This window comes from Brevibacillus fluminis (assembly GCF_003710825.1).
Classification (GTDB): domain Bacteria; phylum Bacillota; class Bacilli; order Brevibacillales; family Brevibacillaceae; genus Brevibacillus_D; species Brevibacillus_D fluminis.
Genome location: NZ_RHHQ01000007.1, coordinates 38953 through 58553, shown reverse-complemented (window position 1 = coordinate 58553; position 19601 = coordinate 38953). Strand labels below are relative to the sequence as shown.

At 52.2% G+C, this 19601-nt stretch carries 15 protein-coding genes; 7 read left to right on the top strand and 8 right to left on the bottom strand.

Going from position 1 to position 19601, the window contains the following annotated elements; genetic code table 11:
- Window positions 1-60: 60 nt before the first annotated feature.
- Both EDM56_RS07115 and EDM56_RS07110 read right to left on the bottom strand, forming a co-directional pair.
- Window positions 61-1533 carry an aldehyde dehydrogenase family protein gene (locus tag EDM56_RS07115; RefSeq protein WP_122917206.1) on the bottom strand — a complete coding sequence of 491 codons (1473 nt, stop codon included), beginning with the start codon at window positions 1531-1533 and terminating at the stop codon, window positions 61-63.
- 350 nt (window positions 1534-1883) lie between these two features.
- Complete coding sequence (locus EDM56_RS07110) at window positions 1884-3152, bottom strand: Glu/Leu/Phe/Val family dehydrogenase (RefSeq protein WP_122917205.1); 1269 nt, start codon at window positions 3150-3152, stop codon at window positions 1884-1886.
- A 509-nt stretch (window positions 3153-3661) separates the two neighbouring features.
- On the opposite strand from EDM56_RS07110, the gene EDM56_RS07105 reads away from it, so the two are divergent.
- From EDM56_RS07105 to EDM56_RS31405, 4 genes are all read left to right on the top strand, one after another.
- Entirely contained in the window at window positions 3662-5023 is a 1362-nt protein-coding gene (locus tag EDM56_RS07105) for an APC family permease (protein WP_122917204.1), read from the top strand.
- A gap of 144 nt (window positions 5024-5167) precedes the next feature.
- The gene (locus EDM56_RS07100; protein ID WP_122917203.1) at window positions 5168-6772 is read left to right on the top strand and encodes an SWIM zinc finger family protein; all 1605 of its coding nucleotides are present in this window, start codon (window positions 5168-5170) and stop codon (window positions 6770-6772) included.
- Window positions 6769-9636, top strand: coding sequence for a DEAD/DEAH box helicase (locus tag EDM56_RS07095; RefSeq protein ID WP_122917202.1), 2868 nt, complete (start codon window positions 6769-6771; stop codon window positions 9634-9636). The genes EDM56_RS07100 and EDM56_RS07095 overlap by 4 nt, the downstream gene beginning before the upstream one ends.
- Window positions 9637-9780 carry a hypothetical protein gene (locus tag EDM56_RS31405; RefSeq protein WP_183192329.1) on the top strand — a complete coding sequence of 48 codons (144 nt, stop codon included), beginning with the start codon at window positions 9637-9639 and terminating at the stop codon, window positions 9778-9780. It begins immediately after the preceding gene.
- A 54-nt stretch (window positions 9781-9834) separates the two neighbouring features.
- Here the strand turns inward: EDM56_RS31405 and EDM56_RS07090 are convergent, their stop codons facing one another.
- Window positions 9835-10902, bottom strand: coding sequence for a M24 family metallopeptidase (locus EDM56_RS07090; RefSeq protein ID WP_122917201.1), 1068 nt, complete (start codon window positions 10900-10902; stop codon window positions 9835-9837).
- Between the two features lie 318 nt (window positions 10903-11220).
- Between EDM56_RS07090 and EDM56_RS07085 the strand changes: the two genes are divergently transcribed.
- Window positions 11221-12867, top strand: coding sequence for an ABC transporter substrate-binding protein (locus tag EDM56_RS07085; protein WP_183192328.1), 1647 nt, complete (start codon window positions 11221-11223; stop codon window positions 12865-12867).
- A 189-nt stretch (window positions 12868-13056) separates the two neighbouring features.
- Here EDM56_RS07085 and EDM56_RS31400 read toward each other — a convergent pair whose 3' ends face one another.
- Genes EDM56_RS31400 through EDM56_RS07065 form a run of 5 tightly spaced genes read right to left on the bottom strand, consistent with a single transcriptional unit; the run spans window position 13057 to window position 16653 of the window.
- Window positions 13057-13215 (bottom strand): hypothetical protein, encoded by a 159-nt coding sequence (locus tag EDM56_RS31400; protein WP_183192327.1) that lies wholly within the window; start codon window positions 13213-13215, stop codon window positions 13057-13059.
- A 4-nt stretch (window positions 13216-13219) separates the two neighbouring features.
- A complete protein-coding gene (locus EDM56_RS07080) occupies window positions 13220-13516 on the bottom strand; it encodes a ferredoxin family protein (protein WP_122917199.1) in 297 nt (98 codons plus the stop codon).
- Window positions 13516-14811 (bottom strand): FAD-dependent oxidoreductase, encoded by a 1296-nt coding sequence (locus tag EDM56_RS07075; protein ID WP_122917198.1) that lies wholly within the window; start codon window positions 14809-14811, stop codon window positions 13516-13518. The genes EDM56_RS07080 and EDM56_RS07075 overlap by 1 nt, the downstream gene beginning before the upstream one ends.
- Window positions 14795-15826 (bottom strand): electron transfer flavoprotein subunit alpha/FixB family protein, encoded by a 1032-nt coding sequence (locus EDM56_RS07070; RefSeq protein ID WP_122917197.1) that lies wholly within the window; start codon window positions 15824-15826, stop codon window positions 14795-14797. Before EDM56_RS07070 ends, EDM56_RS07075 begins: the two co-directional genes overlap by 17 nt.
- Window positions 15823-16653, bottom strand: coding sequence for an electron transfer flavoprotein subunit beta/FixA family protein (locus EDM56_RS07065; protein WP_122917196.1), 831 nt, complete (start codon window positions 16651-16653; stop codon window positions 15823-15825). Before EDM56_RS07065 ends, EDM56_RS07070 begins: the two co-directional genes overlap by 4 nt.
- An 857-nt stretch (window positions 16654-17510) precedes the next feature.
- Here EDM56_RS07065 and EDM56_RS07060 point away from each other — a divergent pair.
- A complete protein-coding gene (locus tag EDM56_RS07060) occupies window positions 17511-18545 on the top strand; it encodes a FecCD family ABC transporter permease (protein ID WP_246009299.1) in 1035 nt (344 codons plus the stop codon).
- A 2-nt stretch (window positions 18546-18547) separates the two neighbouring features.
- Window positions 18548-19570 (top strand): FecCD family ABC transporter permease, encoded by a 1023-nt coding sequence (locus EDM56_RS07055; protein WP_425456288.1) that lies wholly within the window; start codon window positions 18548-18550, stop codon window positions 19568-19570.
- Window positions 19571-19601 lie beyond the last annotated feature (31 nt).

Below are 19601 nucleotides of genomic sequence, written 5' to 3'. Positions count from 1 at the left end.
AGCGGGCTCGTTCGCTTGAGCGCGAACCCGCTAAAAGGTTGATACCAACCCGGCTAATCGTTAGTTCTCGAACCAGCCTGTCGGTTGAACATCGAGGTTGATGTTGATTTGTTTCACTTCTGTGTACTCTTCGTAACCGAATGTACCCAGGCTGCGGCCGATACCGCTTTGTTTGTAACCGCCCCATGGCGCTTCGTTGTAAGTTGGGTGGTAGGCGTTGATCCAGGTGATACCTGCGCGCAGTTTTTTGATCACGCGCATTGCTTTCGCGCCGTCTTTCGTGAAGACACCGCCAGCAAGGCCATAGATCGAATCATTTGCCAGACGGATCGCGTCTGCTTCATCTTTAAATTTGGAAACGGCCAGCACAGGTCCGAAAATTTCTTCTTGGACGATGCGCATGTCTTGGTTGCAATCGACAAAGATGGTTGGCTCTACGAAATATCCTTTGTCTTTGCCGTCCGCCGTGATGCGGTTACCACCACAGATCAGGCGAGCGCCTTCCTGTTTGCCGATTTCAATGTAGGAAAGAACTTTTTCCATGTGTTGTTGGCTAACCAATGGGCCCATTTCTGTGCCCTCATCCAGGCCGTTGCCTACGCGGATTTGGGAAGCGCGTTCTGCCAATCGCTCGATGAAGCGATCGTAGATGGACTCTTCCACCAAGAGGCGGGAGCCTGCGGAACAAACTTGGCCTTGGTTGGCGAAAATTCCGAACAGGGCGTAATCAACCGCTGTTTCGAAATCGGCATCCGCGAAAATGATGTTCGGGGATTTACCGCCCAGCTCCAGGGAAATCTTTTTCAAGTTTCCTGTAGCCGCTCTCATAATGCTGCGGCCTGTTACAGTACCGCCGGTGAAGGAAATCATGTCCACAGCGTGGCTTTCCGCCAGCTCGTTACCCACTGTAGCGCCTGGGCCCATTACGAGGTTGGCAACGCCTTTTGGAATTCCGACTTCTTCAATAATTTCGAATAGAATTTTTGCTGTGACTGGTGTAACCTCGGAAGGTTTGTACACAATCGTATTGCCTGCTGCAAGCGCAGGAGCGATTTTCCATACGGACATCAGCAGCGGATAGTTCCAAGGAACGATCAAGCCGCAAACACCTACAGGCTCGCGTACAACCATAGCTTGCATCGGATCGGATACATGATAGGTTTGGCCATCTGGCTTCGTAACGATTCCTGCATAGTATCGGAAACATGCAGCTGCATCGGCTACGTCGAATGCTGTCTCGCGGAGTGGTTTACCGTTGTCCATTGTTTCCAGACGACCGATCTCTTCCGCACGCTCTTCCAGCTTGGTAGCGATTGCAAGCAAGTAGTTGGCACGTTGTGCGGCTGGAAGGTCAGACCATACACCGCTATCGAATGCTTCACGCGCAACTTGTACTGCATGCTTGGCGTCTGCTACATCACCTTCAGCTGCTTTTGCAATGACTTCACCTGTGGCAGGATTCACGATGTCACGCGTTTTACCGCTTTGTGCATCTACCCACTCACCATTGATGTACATTTTCAAATTTATCATGAAGATATTCACTCCCTTCGCATCGTTACCTATTCACTTTTAGGTATAAGCAAGTCGCGTGCCAAACAATGAATACCGTCTGAACAAGCGTTTTTCGTTTATCTGCTCCTTCATATTACCCAATTATGAATAGCTTATGCAATGGTGAATAATAACAACTGGGTAGTTGTCTGCTCGTTTGCTGACTAATCGTGTCGTACGATCGATGCTCAATTTACGCTTTTCCGGGCCGTTATCCGCATATATACCGTCGCTTTGTTACCCATTTTTGCAACAACCCGGTTTTTCAGTGCCAATATCAAATAAAAAAAGGAGGGCTAATGCCCTCCTTTTTTACACTTCGTCTTTACTTAAAAGGAAACCCATCCGCGCAGGCGGCCTGCTTCCGCCAAACGGCGAACAGATACCAGGTACGCTGCTTTGCGCATGTTTACTTTATATTCTTGAGCGGTATTGTACACTTTGTGGAAGCTTGCTTCCATTTTCTCTTGCAGCTTCGTATCAACTTCTGCTTCCGACCAGTAGTAACCTTGGTTGTTTTGTACCCACTCAAAGTAGGAAACGATTACGCCGCCGGAGTTAGCCAGTACGTCTGGAACAACATCGATGCCGCGTTTTTCAAGGATTTCGCCAGCTTCGTGAGTTGTTGGTCCGTTCGCTGCCTCGATTACCACTTTGCACTTCAGGCGATCTGCGTTGTCTTTCGTAATTTGTCCGCCCAATGCAGCTGGGATCAGGATGTCGCACTCTTTTTCCAACAGATCTTTGTTCGGGATTACATTATTGAACAGGTGCGTTACAGTACCGAAAGAATCACGGCGATCCATCAGGCTAGGGATATCCAGGCCGTTTTCGTCGTAAACACCGCCATTTGCGTCTGCAATGCCAACAACTTTTGCACCTTGCTCGTGCAAAAAGAGCGCCAGGTAGCTACCTACGTTACCGAAACCTTGCACGATTACGCGCGAGTTTTTCACGTCGATTCCTTTGATTTTGCAGATCATGTTGTACACGTGGAACACGCCTTTGGAAGTCGCTGTTTCACGGCCTACGGAACCGCCCAGTGCGATTGGTTTCCCTGTAATGAAGCCAGGGGATTCGAACTCGCGGATTTCACTGTATTCGTCCATCATCCACGCCATGATTTGCGCGTTGGTGAATACGTCTGGAGCTGGGATATCTTTTGTTGGCCCTACGATTTGGCTGATTGCGCGTACATAGCCGCGGCTCAAACGCTCGAGCTCGTTCATGCTCATTTTACGTGGGTCGCAAATGATTCCGCCTTTACCGCCGCCATATGGCAGGTCAGCGATACCGCATTTCAAGCTCATCCAGCCTGAAAGCGCTTTTACTTCATCGGCATCTACTTCAGGGTGAAAACGAATGCCACCCTTTGTTGGTCCTACTGCATCATTATGTTGGGCGCGGTAGCCTGTGAACGTTACCGTTGTGCCGTCGTCCATTTTCACTGGAATACGAACTTGGAGGAAACGGATAGGCTCCTTCAAGAAATCGTAAACGTTTTCTGGATAACGCAGCAGCTCGCACGCGTCTTTTAAATTGTGTTGAAACTCAACTAATGGATTTGCTTCTGCATGATTTGAAGTTGCTGTACTCATTTTGTAAACACCTCATCAGATTTTTGGGTCACACCGTAAATTAATACTAGCAATTCGCGTGCCAAAATATGTCCATATCTTTTATCTTTCCGCTATGATAGTTTTACTATACAAGCAAGCTATGCATTGATGGGTAGTTATTCACATTTGCATAGAATATTATCATTACTGCATACTTGCTATTCTAGCAAAAAGGCTCTATGTTCGACCTTATTCGCGAAATTTCGATATTTAGTTTTTGGCACAGCACTTGCTTATTGTAACATCGGAAAATTGTCGAGTCACTGCTTTTCGCTGAGCAATGCCTCTTTCCAGTCTAATTCTTCCAAGATATGTCCTCATGGAAGAGGCGGGATCTGATTGCTGGATTACGTACTAGCTGATGAGTTATCTCAAGCTTCCGATTCAGTAAGCAAGCCAAAATGTACCAGAAGGGAGGTTATCGTGACAGACGCCGACGCCGCCTTTTTAAGCGCTTACAAATTCTACTACAGAATGGAGATCGTTACATGCAACATTCTCACACTACCTACGAACAAGCAGGGTCTCTCAAGAAGACACTCAAACTGTGGCATGTCGTCGTTCTGGGTCTTGGATACTTAACGCCAATGACCGTGTTTGATACATTTGGTATTGTATCCCAAGATACCGATGGCCATGTGCCTACTGCTTATTTGATTGCGTTGATCGCGATGTTATTTACAGCTGCCAGCTACGGCAAAATGGTGAAGGAGTTCCCGACTGCGGGTTCTGCCTACTCCTATACAAGTAAAGCCATAAACCCTCACCTCGGCTTTATGGTAGGTTGGGTTTCGTTGCTCGACTATTTCTTTCTTCCTATGATTAATGTGCTTTTGGCCAAGATTTATTTGTCCGCCGCCTTCCCTGGCGTACCGGAATGGATCTGGGTCGTTTCCGTTACCTTACTTTTCACACTTGTTAATATTCGCAGCGTTAACTTGACTGCGAACTTTAATACTTTGCTAGTCATCTTCCAGATTCTTGTCACCGGGTTCTTCGTCATCCTTTCCATTAAAGCATTGATGGCCGGAAAAGGCGCTGGAACCGTCGCAACCGTTGAACCGTTTTTCTCTACCGGGATGACCATGCCGCACTTGATGGCTGGAGCTGCCGTTCTTTGCTTCTCCTTCCTCGGTTTTGACGCCGTTACAACATATACCGAAGAAGCGGTCAACCCGACCAAAACGATTCCTCGCGGGATTGTGCTCGTTGCACTGATCGGCGGATTGATCTTTACCACCGCATCGTATTTTGCGACTGCCGTCATTCCGGACGTTTCGATTTTGAAAAATCCGGATTCGCCATCGCCTGAGATCGCGTACCTGCTTGGTGGCGCGTTCTTCCAATCGTTGTTCCTTGCCGGCGCGATCACCGGGACAATCGCATCTGGTCTCGCATCGCACACCAGCGCATCCCGTCTGCTGTTTGCGATGGGTCGCGAAAAAGTTCTGCCAGGCAAATTCCTAGCTTATGTTCATCCGCGTTACTCGACGCCGATCAACAGTATCATCGTAACTGGCGTGTTCTGTCTGGCAGCCGTCTGGTTTGACCTGGACACTGCACTTTCCTTCATTAACTTTGGTGCACTCACTGCCTTCACCGCAGTAAACATTTCCGTCGTCATTTACTTTGTGGTACGGAAAAAGCAGAACTCGCTCAGTTCGCTGATCCAATACGTATTGTTCCCAGCATTGGGCGCTGGCTTCGTTGGTTATCTGTGGGTGAGCCTCGATGTGCAATCGATCACACTTGGCTTGATCTGGGCTGCGCTTGGTCTCGGGTACCTGCTTTATTCGACCAAGGGCTTTACTAAAAAGCCGCCGAAAATGGATTTTGAAGAAGCGATTTAATCATATGGCTGCGCCCGTCTTGTGGCGCAGCCTTTTTTTTTGTACAAATAAATCTGCCGCCAAGACGATTCATCTTTCAATCGCTTTGATTTTTGTGTGCATCCGGCTACAATAGAGGGAGCTACGAAAACGGAGGATTGGCCCATGCAGGAGAGTCAGGTCTCTCACGAATCACTGCGGTTTATCGCTGAGCAGATTCCAACTTATTTTCAATTCCATATTATTGAACGTGGATTTGAGTATTACCGCAACGAACGGATTGAAATGAATGAGATTCTGGATGGCACACGAGTTGTGGCCACAGTGAATGGAAACGATCCTTACCGCGTCATTCTTGATCTCGATTTTTTTATGAACAGCGATTGCAGTTGCCCGTATGAGCATTTTTGCAAGCACATGGCGGCGACCTTTTTCTTTTTGTACGACCAAATCGATTCGGCCAACCGGCTGTTCGGACAGCTCAAGGAAACCATGATCCCCGCAAGTGAGCGCAAAGTGGTCATTACCGCAGCCAAGCAGCCGCTCAAGCCAGCGGCATGGTTGGAGCAAGCAAGCCTCGATGAACACAGCTCTGTTGATGAATGGATCGCTTATTTCGAAAAACAGTTCCAACGGCTACGCCTGTACGAATCGTATCGGATGATCGAGGAGTACGCGCTCTATTTGCGTTCGCTGCACCAGGCCTCCTTTCAATGGAACTCACAGCTCCGCTATCTGTTTGAACTAAACGGCGTCTTGTATTATCTTTCTCGCTTGGAAACGTATTTGCACGATAAATGGCGCCCGGCCCATCTTTCCTATGCCCAATACATGTCCTTTCATTCGGCTGTGGAGACGTGTACGAACCGGTTGAAGCAGGCAATTTCCCGCATACAGGCGGATGAGGCTAAGCTGCGTTACCCGACGTATGTCCGTACGATTGCCGACGCTTTTTTTCAGTTCCCATACCCGGCGAATGAACGGTACATGGACTGGCGAATTCTGTACCAAAAGCTTTGGTGGAAGCTCTTAAACCGGCCTGAATGGCTCAGCGAAGAGCGCGACAGGCTCAATCAGGTGGCTCCCGAGAGCATGGATGACGGGCAGAAGCGCGATTGGCTGCTCTTCCGGCTCGCCCATCTTGATGTGATCGAGGGCAAGGACCGGGAAGCGATGGAGATTTTTGATACGACCAGCTTCACGCTGAAGTATGGCATCGTCTATTTCGAATCCTTTTGCTTGGATGAAGAATGGGAGCGGCTGCTAATCTGGCTGCGCTGGTCGCTGCCGCATCTATCCCATGCAGATCTAGAGGCTTTCGCTACTACGAGCGCTTATTGGCAAAAAGCCGCCGCCCACCTGCCGTCCGACGAAGAATGGCTGGAGGCGCAAAAACGCTTGCTCCCTCATTCCTATGAAGCGTACGCACAGTATTTGCTGGAAACGAACCGGTTCAAGAGCTGGACCGATCTGCACATCGCCATGGCCAATTCGCCATTGTCGATTGCTCCTGGTGACTTGAATAAAATCGAGGAATACGACCGCTCGCTTCTGCTGCCGCTTTACCACACAGCCATTGAGCGGCATATCGGTGAAAAAAACCGTGATTCCTACCGCATGGCGATCCGGCTTTTGAAAAAATTGCAAGCCCTCTATCAACAATTGCAGCTCACGGATCGTTGGAACCGTTACTATCAACATGTTGAACGTCAGACCGGCCGCCTCCGCGCATTTCAGGAAGAGCTGAAGAAAGGAAATTTCACCACATGACTGCATTGCACACCGTTACCATACATGCGCAATGGATCGAGGATGGTTCCGTGTTCATCCGTGCACTTGGCCCTGATGGTCAGGATTTGCAGCCGGAGCTGTCACGGAACATCTTGTTTGGCTGGCATGCCGAATCGTTTTACGGCGCGCTTATTCCTGTAACGGATGAGCGCCATCAGAGGGGACTCATTCTGGACGCCTCGATGGCGCTCGATTTTTTCGCGTCTCCAACCGTGCTGGAGCATGCCTATGTGACGTGGGATGAAACCGCTGTTTCCTTGACGAGGCTCGCCCCCATCCTCTCTCAGTCTTTGCGCGAAGGCTTGTATGCTCCCGATCCGTTCGGCTGGGACCCCGAGCGCTCGCGTTGGAAACTGTTTGAACCGCCGGCAGAGTGGAGCGAGAGCGACCTGCGCCTTGCCAACGATTGGCTGAGCAGCGCGCTGCAGCAGCTGTTGCGCGACAAACCGGACATTCGCCAGGCTTGGGACCGTATCGTGTCTGCCTATCCGCTGCTGCAGACAACAAATGCCGACCGTGATCGCTGGCTGGAGGATGAATGGCTGGTCACAGTCGGATGGAAGCAGGATGCCGCCCCGTTTCGTACTTGTTTGAAGCTGGATGAGCCGGCGTTTGGCACGGGCAGCTGGAAGCTGTCGATTTGGCTGCAGGACCGTGATCTGGAAAGTGCGCTCATCGCCTGTTCGCCGTCCGGGGAAGCGATCGATGACCCTTTTCCGCCGCATTGGAGCGGGTGGCTGGATCGTGTCGAAAAGGATGTCCAGCGCTGGATAAAGCTGCTGCCTTGGCTTGCTGGCAGCGACCCGGCCCATCCGCTGCGCACGACATTGGACGATGATATGGCGTGGACCTTGCTTTCGGAAGGGAGCGTTCGCCTGGCTGAAGCGGGTTACACCTTGTTTTTACCCTCCTGGTGGGAAAAATTGAAGAAAGCGCAGATTGGGTTAAAAGCGAGCATGGCGCAAAACATCGGCTCGCCAAGAGAGTCGTTGCTTGGCTTGAACAGCATCATGCAATTCGATTGGAAGCTCGCGGTTGATGATGTGGAATTGACGGATGACGAATTTAACGAGCTGTTGGCACAAAAAAAGCGGCTCGCCTACATCCGTGGCAGATGGGTCCAAGTGGATCAGGAGCTGCTGCGTCGCGTCCAACAGGTTATTTCCAAAGCGGAAAAGAAAAACGGGCTGACATTTCGCGACGTGCTGGAGATGCATCTGCTCGGAACATTGCCGGATGAGCTTGGTGGTCAAGAGGTGGAAGACCTTTCCTCCATCCTGCAAGTCAGCGTCGAGCTCAATCAGCATCTGTCCCAAATGATCGAGCAGTTGACCACACATGAGCACATGCCTTCCATCACACCGCCCGATACCTTCCGCGGAACGCTGCGCAACTACCAGCTGGCAGGCAGCTCATGGCTCACCTTTTTACGCCGATTCGGCTTAGGCGGCTGTCTCGCCGATGATATGGGATTAGGAAAAACGGTGCAGTTCATCGCCTATTTGCTGCATGTTAAGGAATCGGACCAACAGCAAGGCGCATCGGCTGGCACTCCGTCGCTTTTGGTCTGTCCGACATCGGTTTTGGGCAACTGGCAAAAAGAGCTGCAGCGTTTCGCGCCGGAATTGAAGGTGCATCTCCATTATGGAACGAACCGCGCGAAAGAACATGACTTCCCGGCTTCCATCCGGGATGCTGACCTTGTTTTGACATCGTACACACTGGCCCATCTCGATACCGAAGAGCTGGCTGGCGTCTACTGGAATACGATCTGTCTGGATGAAGCGCAAAACATCAAAAACGTCCATACGAAGCAAGCTCAATCGATCCGCCGCCTCGACGGTCATCACCGGATCGCGCTCACAGGGACGCCGATCGAAAACCGCCTGACGGAGCTGTGGTCAATATTCGACTTTTTAAATCCGGGTTATTTGGGCAGTCTGCGCACGTTCCAGCATCGTTTCGTGATTCCGATTGAGAAAAACAACGATAGCCGCTCGATTGAAGGCGTGCAACGGCTTGTTCGTCCGTTTTTGCTGCGCCGCGTCAAGAACGATCCGTCGATCCAGCTCGATTTGCCCGACAAAAACGAGGCGAAGGAATACGTCTCGCTTACGGCGGAGCAAGCGGCGCTGTACGAAAACATCATTCAAGACATGTTTAGCCGGATTGAATCCGCATCGCCGATGGAAAGGCGCGGTCTCATCTTCGCCGTATTGACCAAGCTCAAGCAGCTGTGCAATCATCCCGCTCTCTTGCTGCGTGAAAAGAACGCGCAATGGCGTGGGCGTTCCAACAAAATCGAGCGTTTGCTCGAACAAATTGAAGAGCTGCGGCAAGAAGGCGGGCAGTGTCTGGTTTTCACCCAGTTTGTCGAGATGGGCCATCTGCTGCAGGCGATTTTGGAAGAGGAACGGAAAGAGAGAGTCTTTTTCCTCCATGGCGGTGTGCCGAAAGGAAAGCGCGACGAAATGATCTCCCACTTCCAGGATCTGTCTCTGCCAGCGGAACAGAGATGCGGCATCTTCCTGCTGTCTCTCAAGGCGGGTGGTACGGGATTGAATTTGACGGCGGCCAACCATGTTTTCCACGTCGATCGCTGGTGGAATCCGGCTGTTGAAAACCAGGCCACCGACCGCGCGTACCGCATCGGACAGACGCGCAATGTGCAGGTGCACAAGTTCGTCACTCTGGGCACGCTCGAGGAGCGGATCGACGAGATGCTGGAGCGCAAGCAAGGCATCAACGACCAGATCATGAACGGCGGTGAAAACTGGATCACCGAGCTGTCCACAGAAGAGCTGCGCGACCTTTTTGCTTTGCGAAGGGAGTGGATCGAATAGATGGCGAAGAAAAAAGCTCCTGCGGCCGTGGAGCAAGCGCCGGAACCAAAACCGCTGCATGGCAAGCATATCAAGGAGATGTCGCCTGCCTGGCGCCTTCTGTATGAACGGATCGCGGCGCACGCGGAAAAAAGCAAACGATGAAGAAAAGCAAGAACACCCGCTGCCCCCTTTGATGAGGAAGCAGCGGGTGTTTTTTTACAGGATCAGCAGCTCTTTCGGTGAGGAGGTCAATCTTTCGTTTCCGTACTCCGTTAGCACAATATTGTCTTCGATGCGTACTCCGCCGATGCCCGGCAAATAAATACCCGGTTCTACCGTCAGCACCATACCTTGCTCCAGCACGACATCGCATTTGGTCGACATGAACGGTTCCTCGTGGATATCCAGCCCGATGCCATGCCCGGAACCGTGTCCGTATTTGTCCCCGAATCCTTTTTGTGTAATGAAATCGCGGGTGAACGCATCCGCCTCGCGTCCGGTAATACCTGGTTTGATTCCGGCAAGGCCGCGCTCCAGCGCCTCAAGCACAATTTTGTAAATGTTCTTCAGCTCCTCGCGTGGCTCGCCCACAGCTAAGGTGCGGGTCATGTCCGAGCGGTATCCTTGATAATACGCGCCGAAGTCGAGTGTCACCATATCGCCTTTTTCGATCACTTTGCTGCTCGCCACGCCATGCGGCAGCGCGGAGCGGGCGCCGGACGCGATGATGATATCGAAGGCGGAAGAGCTCGCGCCCAGTTTGCGCATGGTGAACTCTAGCTCATTGGCCACATCCAGCTCGGTGACTCCCGGGCGGATAAACCCGGTGATATGCGAGAATGCCGCATCGGAGATTTCCGCCGCTTTACGGATGAGGGCAAGCTCTGCGCTGTCCTTGATCATACGTAAACGTTCTACGGCGCCAGAGAGGGGGACAAGCTCTGTGCGAACCGTGTCCGCATACTTGTTATACAGCTCGAAGCTGAGCTGGCTTTGCTCAAAGCCGAGCGCTTTTATGCCCAGCTCCTCCACGCGTCTTGCCACCTCCCGATAAACGTCTTCTTTGGCGACAAGATACTCGATCGTATAACCTTTCGCTTGTGCATGTGCCTGTTCAACATAGCGAAAATCAACGAACAGGAACGCTTCCGTTTTCGTAATCAACACGATCCCGGCGCTTCCGGTGAATCCGGTCAGGTAACGACGGTTTTGCGCGTTGGTGACCAGGAGTGCGTCGATACCCATCGTCGCGAAATGCTCCCGCAGTTTTGTCAGCTTTTCCATTGATTCGTTCCTCCCATGTATGTAGTGCTCCACTCGAGCTTGCGTAGCAATTCCCATACCATTGCTGCCCAACGCTGTTGTGATTGCGTTTTGCCCCCTTTTAGGCAAACCGACTGTCAAAAATATTGTACATAATTGTTTGATTGATCCATTATTTTTTACACTTTTTCTGCACAGTTTTGTTCAACGCTCTGTGTTTTGATAAGCTGAAAATGCTTGTATATCACATGTAAATTGATAGAATATTTAAACTTAAAAAGCGCTTTCATGCTTATAATCATTCATAGGTATTCATTTCCCTTCATTGGAGGAATCATGGTGAAAAAAAATCCTCTCCTCAACGTTTTGGCCATTTGCTCTACCGTGCTCGCGCTTGTCACCACAGCCTGTTCTTCCGCTCCCGCGGGAAACAGCGGTGGACAGTCCAGTGGTTCGACCTCGACAAGCGGTAGTACAGAGGCGGCGAAGCCGGGTGGGACGCTTGTTTTTGCGCTCAATTCCGATATCGTTTCGCTTGACCCTGCTTTCAACTACGATTTTTCCACTAGCCCGGTTGTCAACGAGATTACAGAGGGTCTTTGCCGCTACGATGAAAACATGCAGCTCGTCGGGAATCTCGCTGAAAAATGGGAGATGACCGATGACAAAACGTATGTGTACCATTTGCGCAAAGGCGTCGTCTTCTCCGACGGTTCGCCAATGACGGTGGACGACGTGGTCTTCTCCATGGAGCGCACGCGTGACCCGAAAACCGCCTCCTATCTGAGCTGGCTCTACGGCAACGTGGACAAAATCGAGGCCGTCGACGACTCCACCGTCAAAGTGACGCTCAAGCAGCCCGACGCAATGTGGCGCTATGCAACTGCTACCGCCGCCACGCAAATCATCAGCAAGAAGTATTACGAAGCGCATAAGGACAATTTTGGCAAGCCGGATGGCGGTGTGCTCGGCACAGGACCGTTCAAATTCGTGAGCTGGCAAACTGGCTCCGAGATCGTGCTTGAGAAAAATGAAAACTATTGGGACAAAACCGGCGGACCTTACTTGGACAAAGTCATCTACAAGGTTATTCCGGAAGGGACAACCGTTATCACCGGCTTGAAAACCGGCCAGATCAACATGGCGATCAACCTGCCGCTCGACTTGGTCAAAGTCGTCGAAGGTATGGACAGCGTCAATGTGCAAAAAGTCGACAGCTACATGAACGATGCCATCGAGTTCAATACCCAGCGCCCGCCGTTTACGGACAAAAAGGTGCGCCAGGCGATGAACTATGCGCTTGATAAGCAAAAGATCATCGATCTCTTGGTTCATGACAACGGCATCGCCGGTCATGCCATCCCAGTCCCGCCGGCGCTCTGGACGATCGGCAAAGCCAAATGGGAAGCTGCATTTAAGGAAATACCGGATTATGCCTACAATCTTGAAAAAGCCAAGCAGCTGTTGGCGGAATCGAGCGTACCGAACGGCTTTTCCGCGAAAATCTTGACCGACAACGACGGCCTGCGCATCAACTCGGCACTGGCGCTCCAAGCAGCGGTCAAACCGCTCGGTATTAATCTTGAGATCGAAAAGGTAACGGGTGAAGAGCTGACGACCCGTGGTTTTTCCGGCTCGCGCGACTACGATATCATCGTAAACAACTGGAGCTCGGACTTCCCAGACCCGTCGGGCACACTGCTCCCGCTGTTCCATTCCGATAATGCGGCAGACGGCGGCGCCAACTATGCCAACTACAAAAACCCGGAAGTCGACAAGCTGCTGGCTGAACAGGTTCGTCTGACCGATGACGAAAAGCGTGCCGATCTCTTGATCCAAGCAGCCAAACTGATCGCGGACGACTCCCCATGGGTGATGCTCTCGCACAACAAGCAGATCATGGCCACAAGCAAAAATGTCACAGGCTATAAAATCGTTCCACTCTGGTCGTTCCAGGACATGCTCAAAGGGGTCAAACTGCAATAACAAAAGTAATGCGATGTATAGGCGAAAAGCCGGTTGAGGCACTCCTCTCCCGGCTTTTTTGTCATGTTCATCCGTTTACAAGCCGCTTGATTTTCTGCTCGGTTTCGTTTTCTGGGCGCGGCTGATCGATGGTGAAAGACAAAAATCCCTGACAAGCGCCTCCTTGGCTCTCATCAGGGATTGCTCCCGTTAAGCTTGCTTTTCTTCCAATAGCCGCAGCAGCTCCGCCTTCTCCCAGCTGACAAAATGATCCTCCCAGAGCACCTGGACCCGGCCGCCATCCACATTCAAGACGACGCCAACAGCCCCATCCAACACGAATACGACATGATCGCCCGCGTTGAACATACCATTATCCCAGCCTAAAGATGATCCCGTGACCACCCTTAGGGTACTCCCACTTGATGTTTTGGTGCGGGCAGCCGATCCTGCAGCTGCCGCATTCGTGACAGCCTTCGTAGCCGACATGCATCCGGATTTCCTCCCATTTGTATACCTCAGCCGGGCAAAAGATCGTGCAAATTTTGTCCGGGCACTTGTCCATGCAGATGTCTGCGTCCAGCACATGCAAATGCGATTTGGTGTCGGCCTTGAAGCGGATCAAGTATTGCTTTTCCTCAATGGACTCGCCTTTTCCTTGCTCGCTCATCACTTCATCACCCTCCATGCTTTGAACAAGTCGCGCGCGATCTTGAATTTCTCGCCGGTGGTGCCCATATCACGCCAAATTTTGCGCTGCTTCTCCCATTTGGAGCTGCCGTCTACGGTAAACATCTGGCTTGCCGCCTTGTTCATCAACGGGATGTATTTCTCGAAATAATGCGGATATTTTTCGAAATGGTGTGTCGCTTCCTTGTACTTTTTCAAATCCTGACCAACAAAGCTCTCCAGCATGCGCTCACGGTAACGGTCCAGCATTTCCTCAGAGAAGTTGCTCGCTGCTTTCGCTTCCAGGATCGTTTCGGCGGCGAGCACGCCGGAAGCCATCGCCATATTCGAACCTTCCCGGTGAATGGCATTGACCATCTGCGCGGCATCGCCGACGACCAAAACGCCATTGCCGACAACCTTTGGCATCGATTTGAGGCCGCCCTCAGGAATCAGGTGGGCCAAGTATTCCTGCTGCTCGCTTCCCTGGATGTAGTTTTTGATCATGGGATGTTTTTTCACATATTCGAGCAGCTCATACGGCTTAATTTTGTGCTTGATCAGACCAGACAGCATCGCTCCTACGCCGATGTTGAGGCTGTCCTTGTTGGTATAGAGCCATGCAGTGCCGAGAATTCCTTTGGTCGAGTCACCGAAAATCTCCAGCGTGCAGCCTTGGTTTTCTTCGAGACTGAAGCGGTCCTCGATGATTTTTTTGTCCAGCTTGAGCACTTCCATGACGGCCAGTGCGACTTCATCGGGGCGGAACTCCTTGTGGAAGCCGAGCGATTTAGCCAAGAGCGAGTTCACTCCGTCTGCCAACACCACCACATCGGCGTACAGCTCGCCATCCGGTCGATCCGTTCGAACGCCGACCACTTTGCCGTCTTCGACGATACACTCGAGCACGACGGTTTCATTCACCAGCAACGCGCCTTGCTCCACCGCTTTGTCCGCGAACCATTGGTCGAATTTGGCGCGGAGCACCGTGAAGTTGTTATAAGGCTCGCGTCCCCATTCCAACCCTTTGTAGCCAAAGGTGACTGCCGATTCCTTATCCAGCATGACAAAGCGCTGCTCGACGATCGGCCGTTCGACTGGCGCTTCCTTATAAAAGCCGGGGATGATGTCCTCCAGCGTCTTACGGTACAGCACGCCGCCCATTACGTTTTTGGAGCCGGGGTACTCGCCGCGCTCCAGCAAAAGCACACTGGCACCGCCCTTCGCCAGTGTATAGGCGCAGGCTGTTCCAGCTGGGCCTGCTCCGACGACTATCGCATCAAATTTTTCCGCCATACTGCACCTCTTTCTGCAAGACTTGGGCAAAACATTGGGTCAAAAGCGGAACGATTTCGAATGCATCGCCGACGATGCCGTAATGGCACGATTGAAAAATGGCCGCATTGGGATCTTTGTTGATGGCGATGATCATGCCTGAGTTTTGCATGCCGACGATATGCTGGATCGCCCCGGAAATGCCGATAGCAAAATAAATTTTGGGCGTGACCGTCACGCCTGTCTGACCGACCTGATGATGGTGATCCATCCAGCCCGCCTCGACCGCATCGCGGCTGGCTCCGACTGACGCGCCGATCAGCTTGGCGAACTGGCTGATCATCTCGAAGCCTTCTTTGCCGCCTAGCCCCTTGCCGCCTGCCACGATGATATCAGCCTCGTCGAGTCGCACCTTATCCGATGCTTCTCTGACGATTTTGAGCACTTTTGTCCGCAAATCTTCTTCGCGAATATACAGCGATTCGGCGATGATGCCACCCGTCCGTTTTTTGTCGGGCGCGAGCGCTTTCATCACTTTTGGCCGCACGGTCGCCATTTGCGGGCGATGCTTTTTGCACAAAATCGTTGCCATGATGTTGCCGCCGAATGCCGGACGGCTGGCCTCCAAAAGACCGGTCTCCACATCCACGTCCAGCATGGTCGTATCTGCGGTCAACCCTGTCGCAAGGTCGGTGGCCACGGCGCTCGCCAAGTCTTTGCCCGTCGATGTTGCCCCGTAAAGGAAAATTTCCGGTTTGTGCTTCTCTACGCAATCGATGACGGCTTTCATGAATGACTCGGTGCGGTAGTCGTGGTAGATCGGGTCATCGTACAAGTAGACGATATCGGCGCCATACTCAATGACGACAGGTGCCAGCTTGCCGACCTCATCCCCGATCAAAATACCTGCCAACGGGACATTCCGCTTGTCAGCCAGCTTGCGGCCCGCCCCCAGCAGCTCCAGCGAAACAGGCGCGATCACACCATCGCGCTGCTCGATAAACACCCAGACGCCCTTGTACGCTTGAAGGCTCATCGCGCCCCCTCCTTCATCCCAAACAGCTCTTTTTTCTCCCATAAAATTTCTAGCAAACGCGCGACTTGTTCCTTTGATCCGCCTGCCAGCATCTCCCCGCCCTTCGGTTTTTCCGGCGGCCATACTTTGGCGACGATCGTCGGGGAACCTTTCAGCCCAAATAGCGTCCGATCCACATCCTCGAGGTCGTTGACCGACCAGACCACCGGCTTGTAGCGTGCGGCCCGCAGCATATTCGGCATGGTCGAGTACGGAATGTCGTTGATGTCTTTTTCCACAGAAAACAGGCACGGCAGTGTGGACTGGATCACCTCATAGCCGTCTTCGAGCTTGCGGTGAATGACACAATACCCTTCTTCCTTGTTGACGGATTCCACCTTTTTCACATTGGTCAACGGAGGGATGTCCAAACGGCGGGCAATCCCGGGCCCCACTTGTCCGGTGTCGCCGTCGATCGTCATTTTGCCGCAAAGGATCAGGTCGATCGGTTTGATTTTGCTGATCTTTTCCAGCGCCTTTGTCACGGTGTAGCTGGTCGCCAGCGTGTCCGCTCCGGCGAATGCTCGGTCAGTGACCAAATACCCCTCGTCCGCTCCAATCTCGATGCATTTTTTGATCGCCTTGACCGCTGGCGGCGGTCCCATCGTCACGACAGAAACGGTACCGCCATAACGGGCTTTGAGCCGGACCGCTTCCTCCACGGCATGGGCATCATACGGATTCAAGATGGCGGGCGCGCTCGAACGGTCCATCGTGTTGGTTTTCGGGTTCATTTTGATGATTTTTGTATCCGGCACCTGTTTGATACAGGCAACGATATGAAGCATATGTGCATCGCTCCTTTAGCCACTGGTACATGCAAGGTTGTCTCTTTTTATTTTCTACTGTATGGGGGGGAAGGGGGGGTTATGACTGTTTTGCTTCCATTTGGGCTATGAGTGGGTATTAGCGGAGACTTAGGGGCATTGCGAAAAAAAGCGGCGCTTCGCTGTTAGGCTTCCCGCAAGGGAGCCAGGTGCGTCCGGCTCCGCAGGCAAACGGAACCGCGCCCCAAAGCCACTCGCTGCGCGGCGGAAGTAGCTCAAAGACGATGTGAGGCGCGAAAGCCGTTCCGTTTGTCTGCTCCGCCTGGGTGGGCTGCCTAAAGGCTACGCTCCGCTTTTTTTCGCAATACCCTTCGCTGCAGTGGGAAAGACACTTTTGAGAGATGGAAGTAAAACAAGGGCGGGAATGAGGAAAAAAATAAGACTACCAAATAAAAAAGACGGTCACCTTTTCTGGCGTGACCGTCTATCGCATTCTATTCGTTTGTCTCTTTTAAAACCAATTCGATTTTAAGAAAAAGACCAGACAAAAACAAATTCACCCGTCGTTACGAGGGTGATTGTTTTAGCCTGGTCCGTAAGTCCCGGCGGCCTGACATGAGCTGCCCGCCATTGGAACCCCGACTTCCCATTTTCATCTGGTGTGCGTGTTTACAAAAATCATGACCCATATTCACTATACAAAATTTCGTTTGAGTTTTCAATAGAATCTGATTTCTCAAGAAAAAGAAATAGCTCACTTGCTCTGTAAAGCACAACCAGTCCTTTCAGGCTAATTTATCCAATTTAGGGGTAGTATTTTTTAATCGAGAATGATAATCTTTATCATTATAAAAAACAAAATTGGAGGACTGACCATCTTGAATACGCAGATTGATACACAGCTGGTTCAGAAGAGCCGTCCTTTTACCGCTGTGTCCATCATAATCGGAGGATGCGTCGCCCTTGCTTTCAGTTTGGCTCTTTCCATTTCTTTGGGGGCTGCCGACATTAGCCTGGGAACCGTCTGGGACGCGATTTTTCATTTTAACCCTGATGTCACCCAGCATCAGATCATTTACGAATTGCGCCTGCCACGGGCGATTGCCGGAATGCTCGTCGGTGCCGCCTTCGCTGTCGCCGGTTCGCTCATGCAAGGCATGACGCGCAATCCGCTCGCCGATCCGGGACTGCTCGGAATCAACGCGGGGGCCGCGTTTGCCTTAGCGATCTGCTTCGCCTTTTTCCGCAACCTCATGTTCAATGAGCTGATTCTCATTTCGTTTCTCGGAGCCGGCATTGGGGCGGGACTCGTGTATGGCGTCACCTCTTTGTCAAAAGGAACGCTTTCCCCCGTCCGCCTCGCGTTGGCTGGCGCTGCGGTAAGCAGCTTGCTGGTGGCGCTCAGCGAAGGGATCGCCATCTCGTTTCAAATTGCGCAAGATCTCGCATTCTGGTATGCCGGAGGTGTAGCCGGGACCAAATGGGAGCAGCTGCAGATCATGACGCCGTGGATCATCGTCGGGCTGATCGGCTCCATTGCCGTCTCACGGTCGGTGACGATGCTGAGCTTGGGTGAGGAAGTCGCTACCGGACTCGGACAGCGCACCGGCTTGATCAAGCTGATCATCATCCTGCTGGTACTCGTTTTGGCAGGGGCATCAGTTTCCGCGGTGGGCGCCATCGGCTTTATCGGCCTGGTCATTCCCCATGTGGCGCGCTATTTAGTGGGCGTCGATTATCGCTGGATCATTCCTTGCTCGGCTGTTTTGGGCAGCTTGCTCATGCTACTGGCCGACATCGCGGCGCGCATGATCAATCCGCCGTATGAGACGCCAGTAGGAACATTGATCGCATTGATCGGTGTGCCGTTCTTCCTCTATCTCGCTCGTCGGGAAAGGAGGGAATTGTCATGATGATGCCAGAGTTTGTAACCCGTAAAAAAACCGTACGCTTTATCGCAATCATGGTGATTTTCGCCGCTCTGATCGTGCTCGCGCTCATCATCAGCATGAATACCGGCTTTATACGCCTATCTCCGCTAGAGGTGATGCAAACGTTCTTCGGCGGCGGCACGGCTAAGCAGCAATTGATTTTGTTCGAATTCCGCCTTCCGCGCATCGTGCTGTCGCTTTTAATTGGCGCTGGCCTGGCGACTGCGGGTGCTATATTGCAAGGCATTTCCCGCAATGCGCTGGCTGATCCGGGCATTCTCGGGATCAACGCGGGCGCGGGGCTGATGGTAATCGTCTATATTTCGTTCTTCCCTGCCAAAGAATCGGCTTCCGTCGCACTGATGCCGTTTCTCGCATTGGTGGGTGCTGCGGCAACCGCCACTATCATTTTTCTTTTGGCTTACAAAAAAGGGCAAGGCACGTCGCCTGTCCGCCTCATTTTAGTCGGGATCGCCATCGCAGCAGCCATCTCGGCCGCCACCGTCGTCCTGTCCTTGCGGCTCAATCCGCAAAACTATCAATTTGTCGCCATTTGGCTGGCGGGCAGCATCTGGGGCTCCAACTGGACATTCGTTTTGTCTTTGCTGCCATGGATTGTGGTACTGATTCCATTAACGATCATGAAAGCGCGCGTGCTTAACATCCTCAACCTAGGCGACCAGCTTGCAACAGGACTCGGCACCTCCATCGCGCGCGAGCAAATCTGGCTGATCGCGGCTGCTGTCGGACTTGCTGGCTCCTGCGTGGCTGCCGGTGGCGGAATCGGCTTCGTCGGCTTGATCGCACCGCATATCGCGCGGCGCCTGATTGGACCTGCGCATCAGTTCCTACTCCCTATTTCAGCCTTGGCCGGCGCCTCGCTGCTCCTGGTCGCCGACACGCTGGGTCGCACCATCATGCAGCCAACGGAAATTCCAACGGGGATCGTCGTCGCTGTCATCGGCGCTCCGTACTTCTTATATTTGCTCGCCAAATCGAAAGCATGATTTGATGAAACCATCCGAAAGGCAGGAGAAT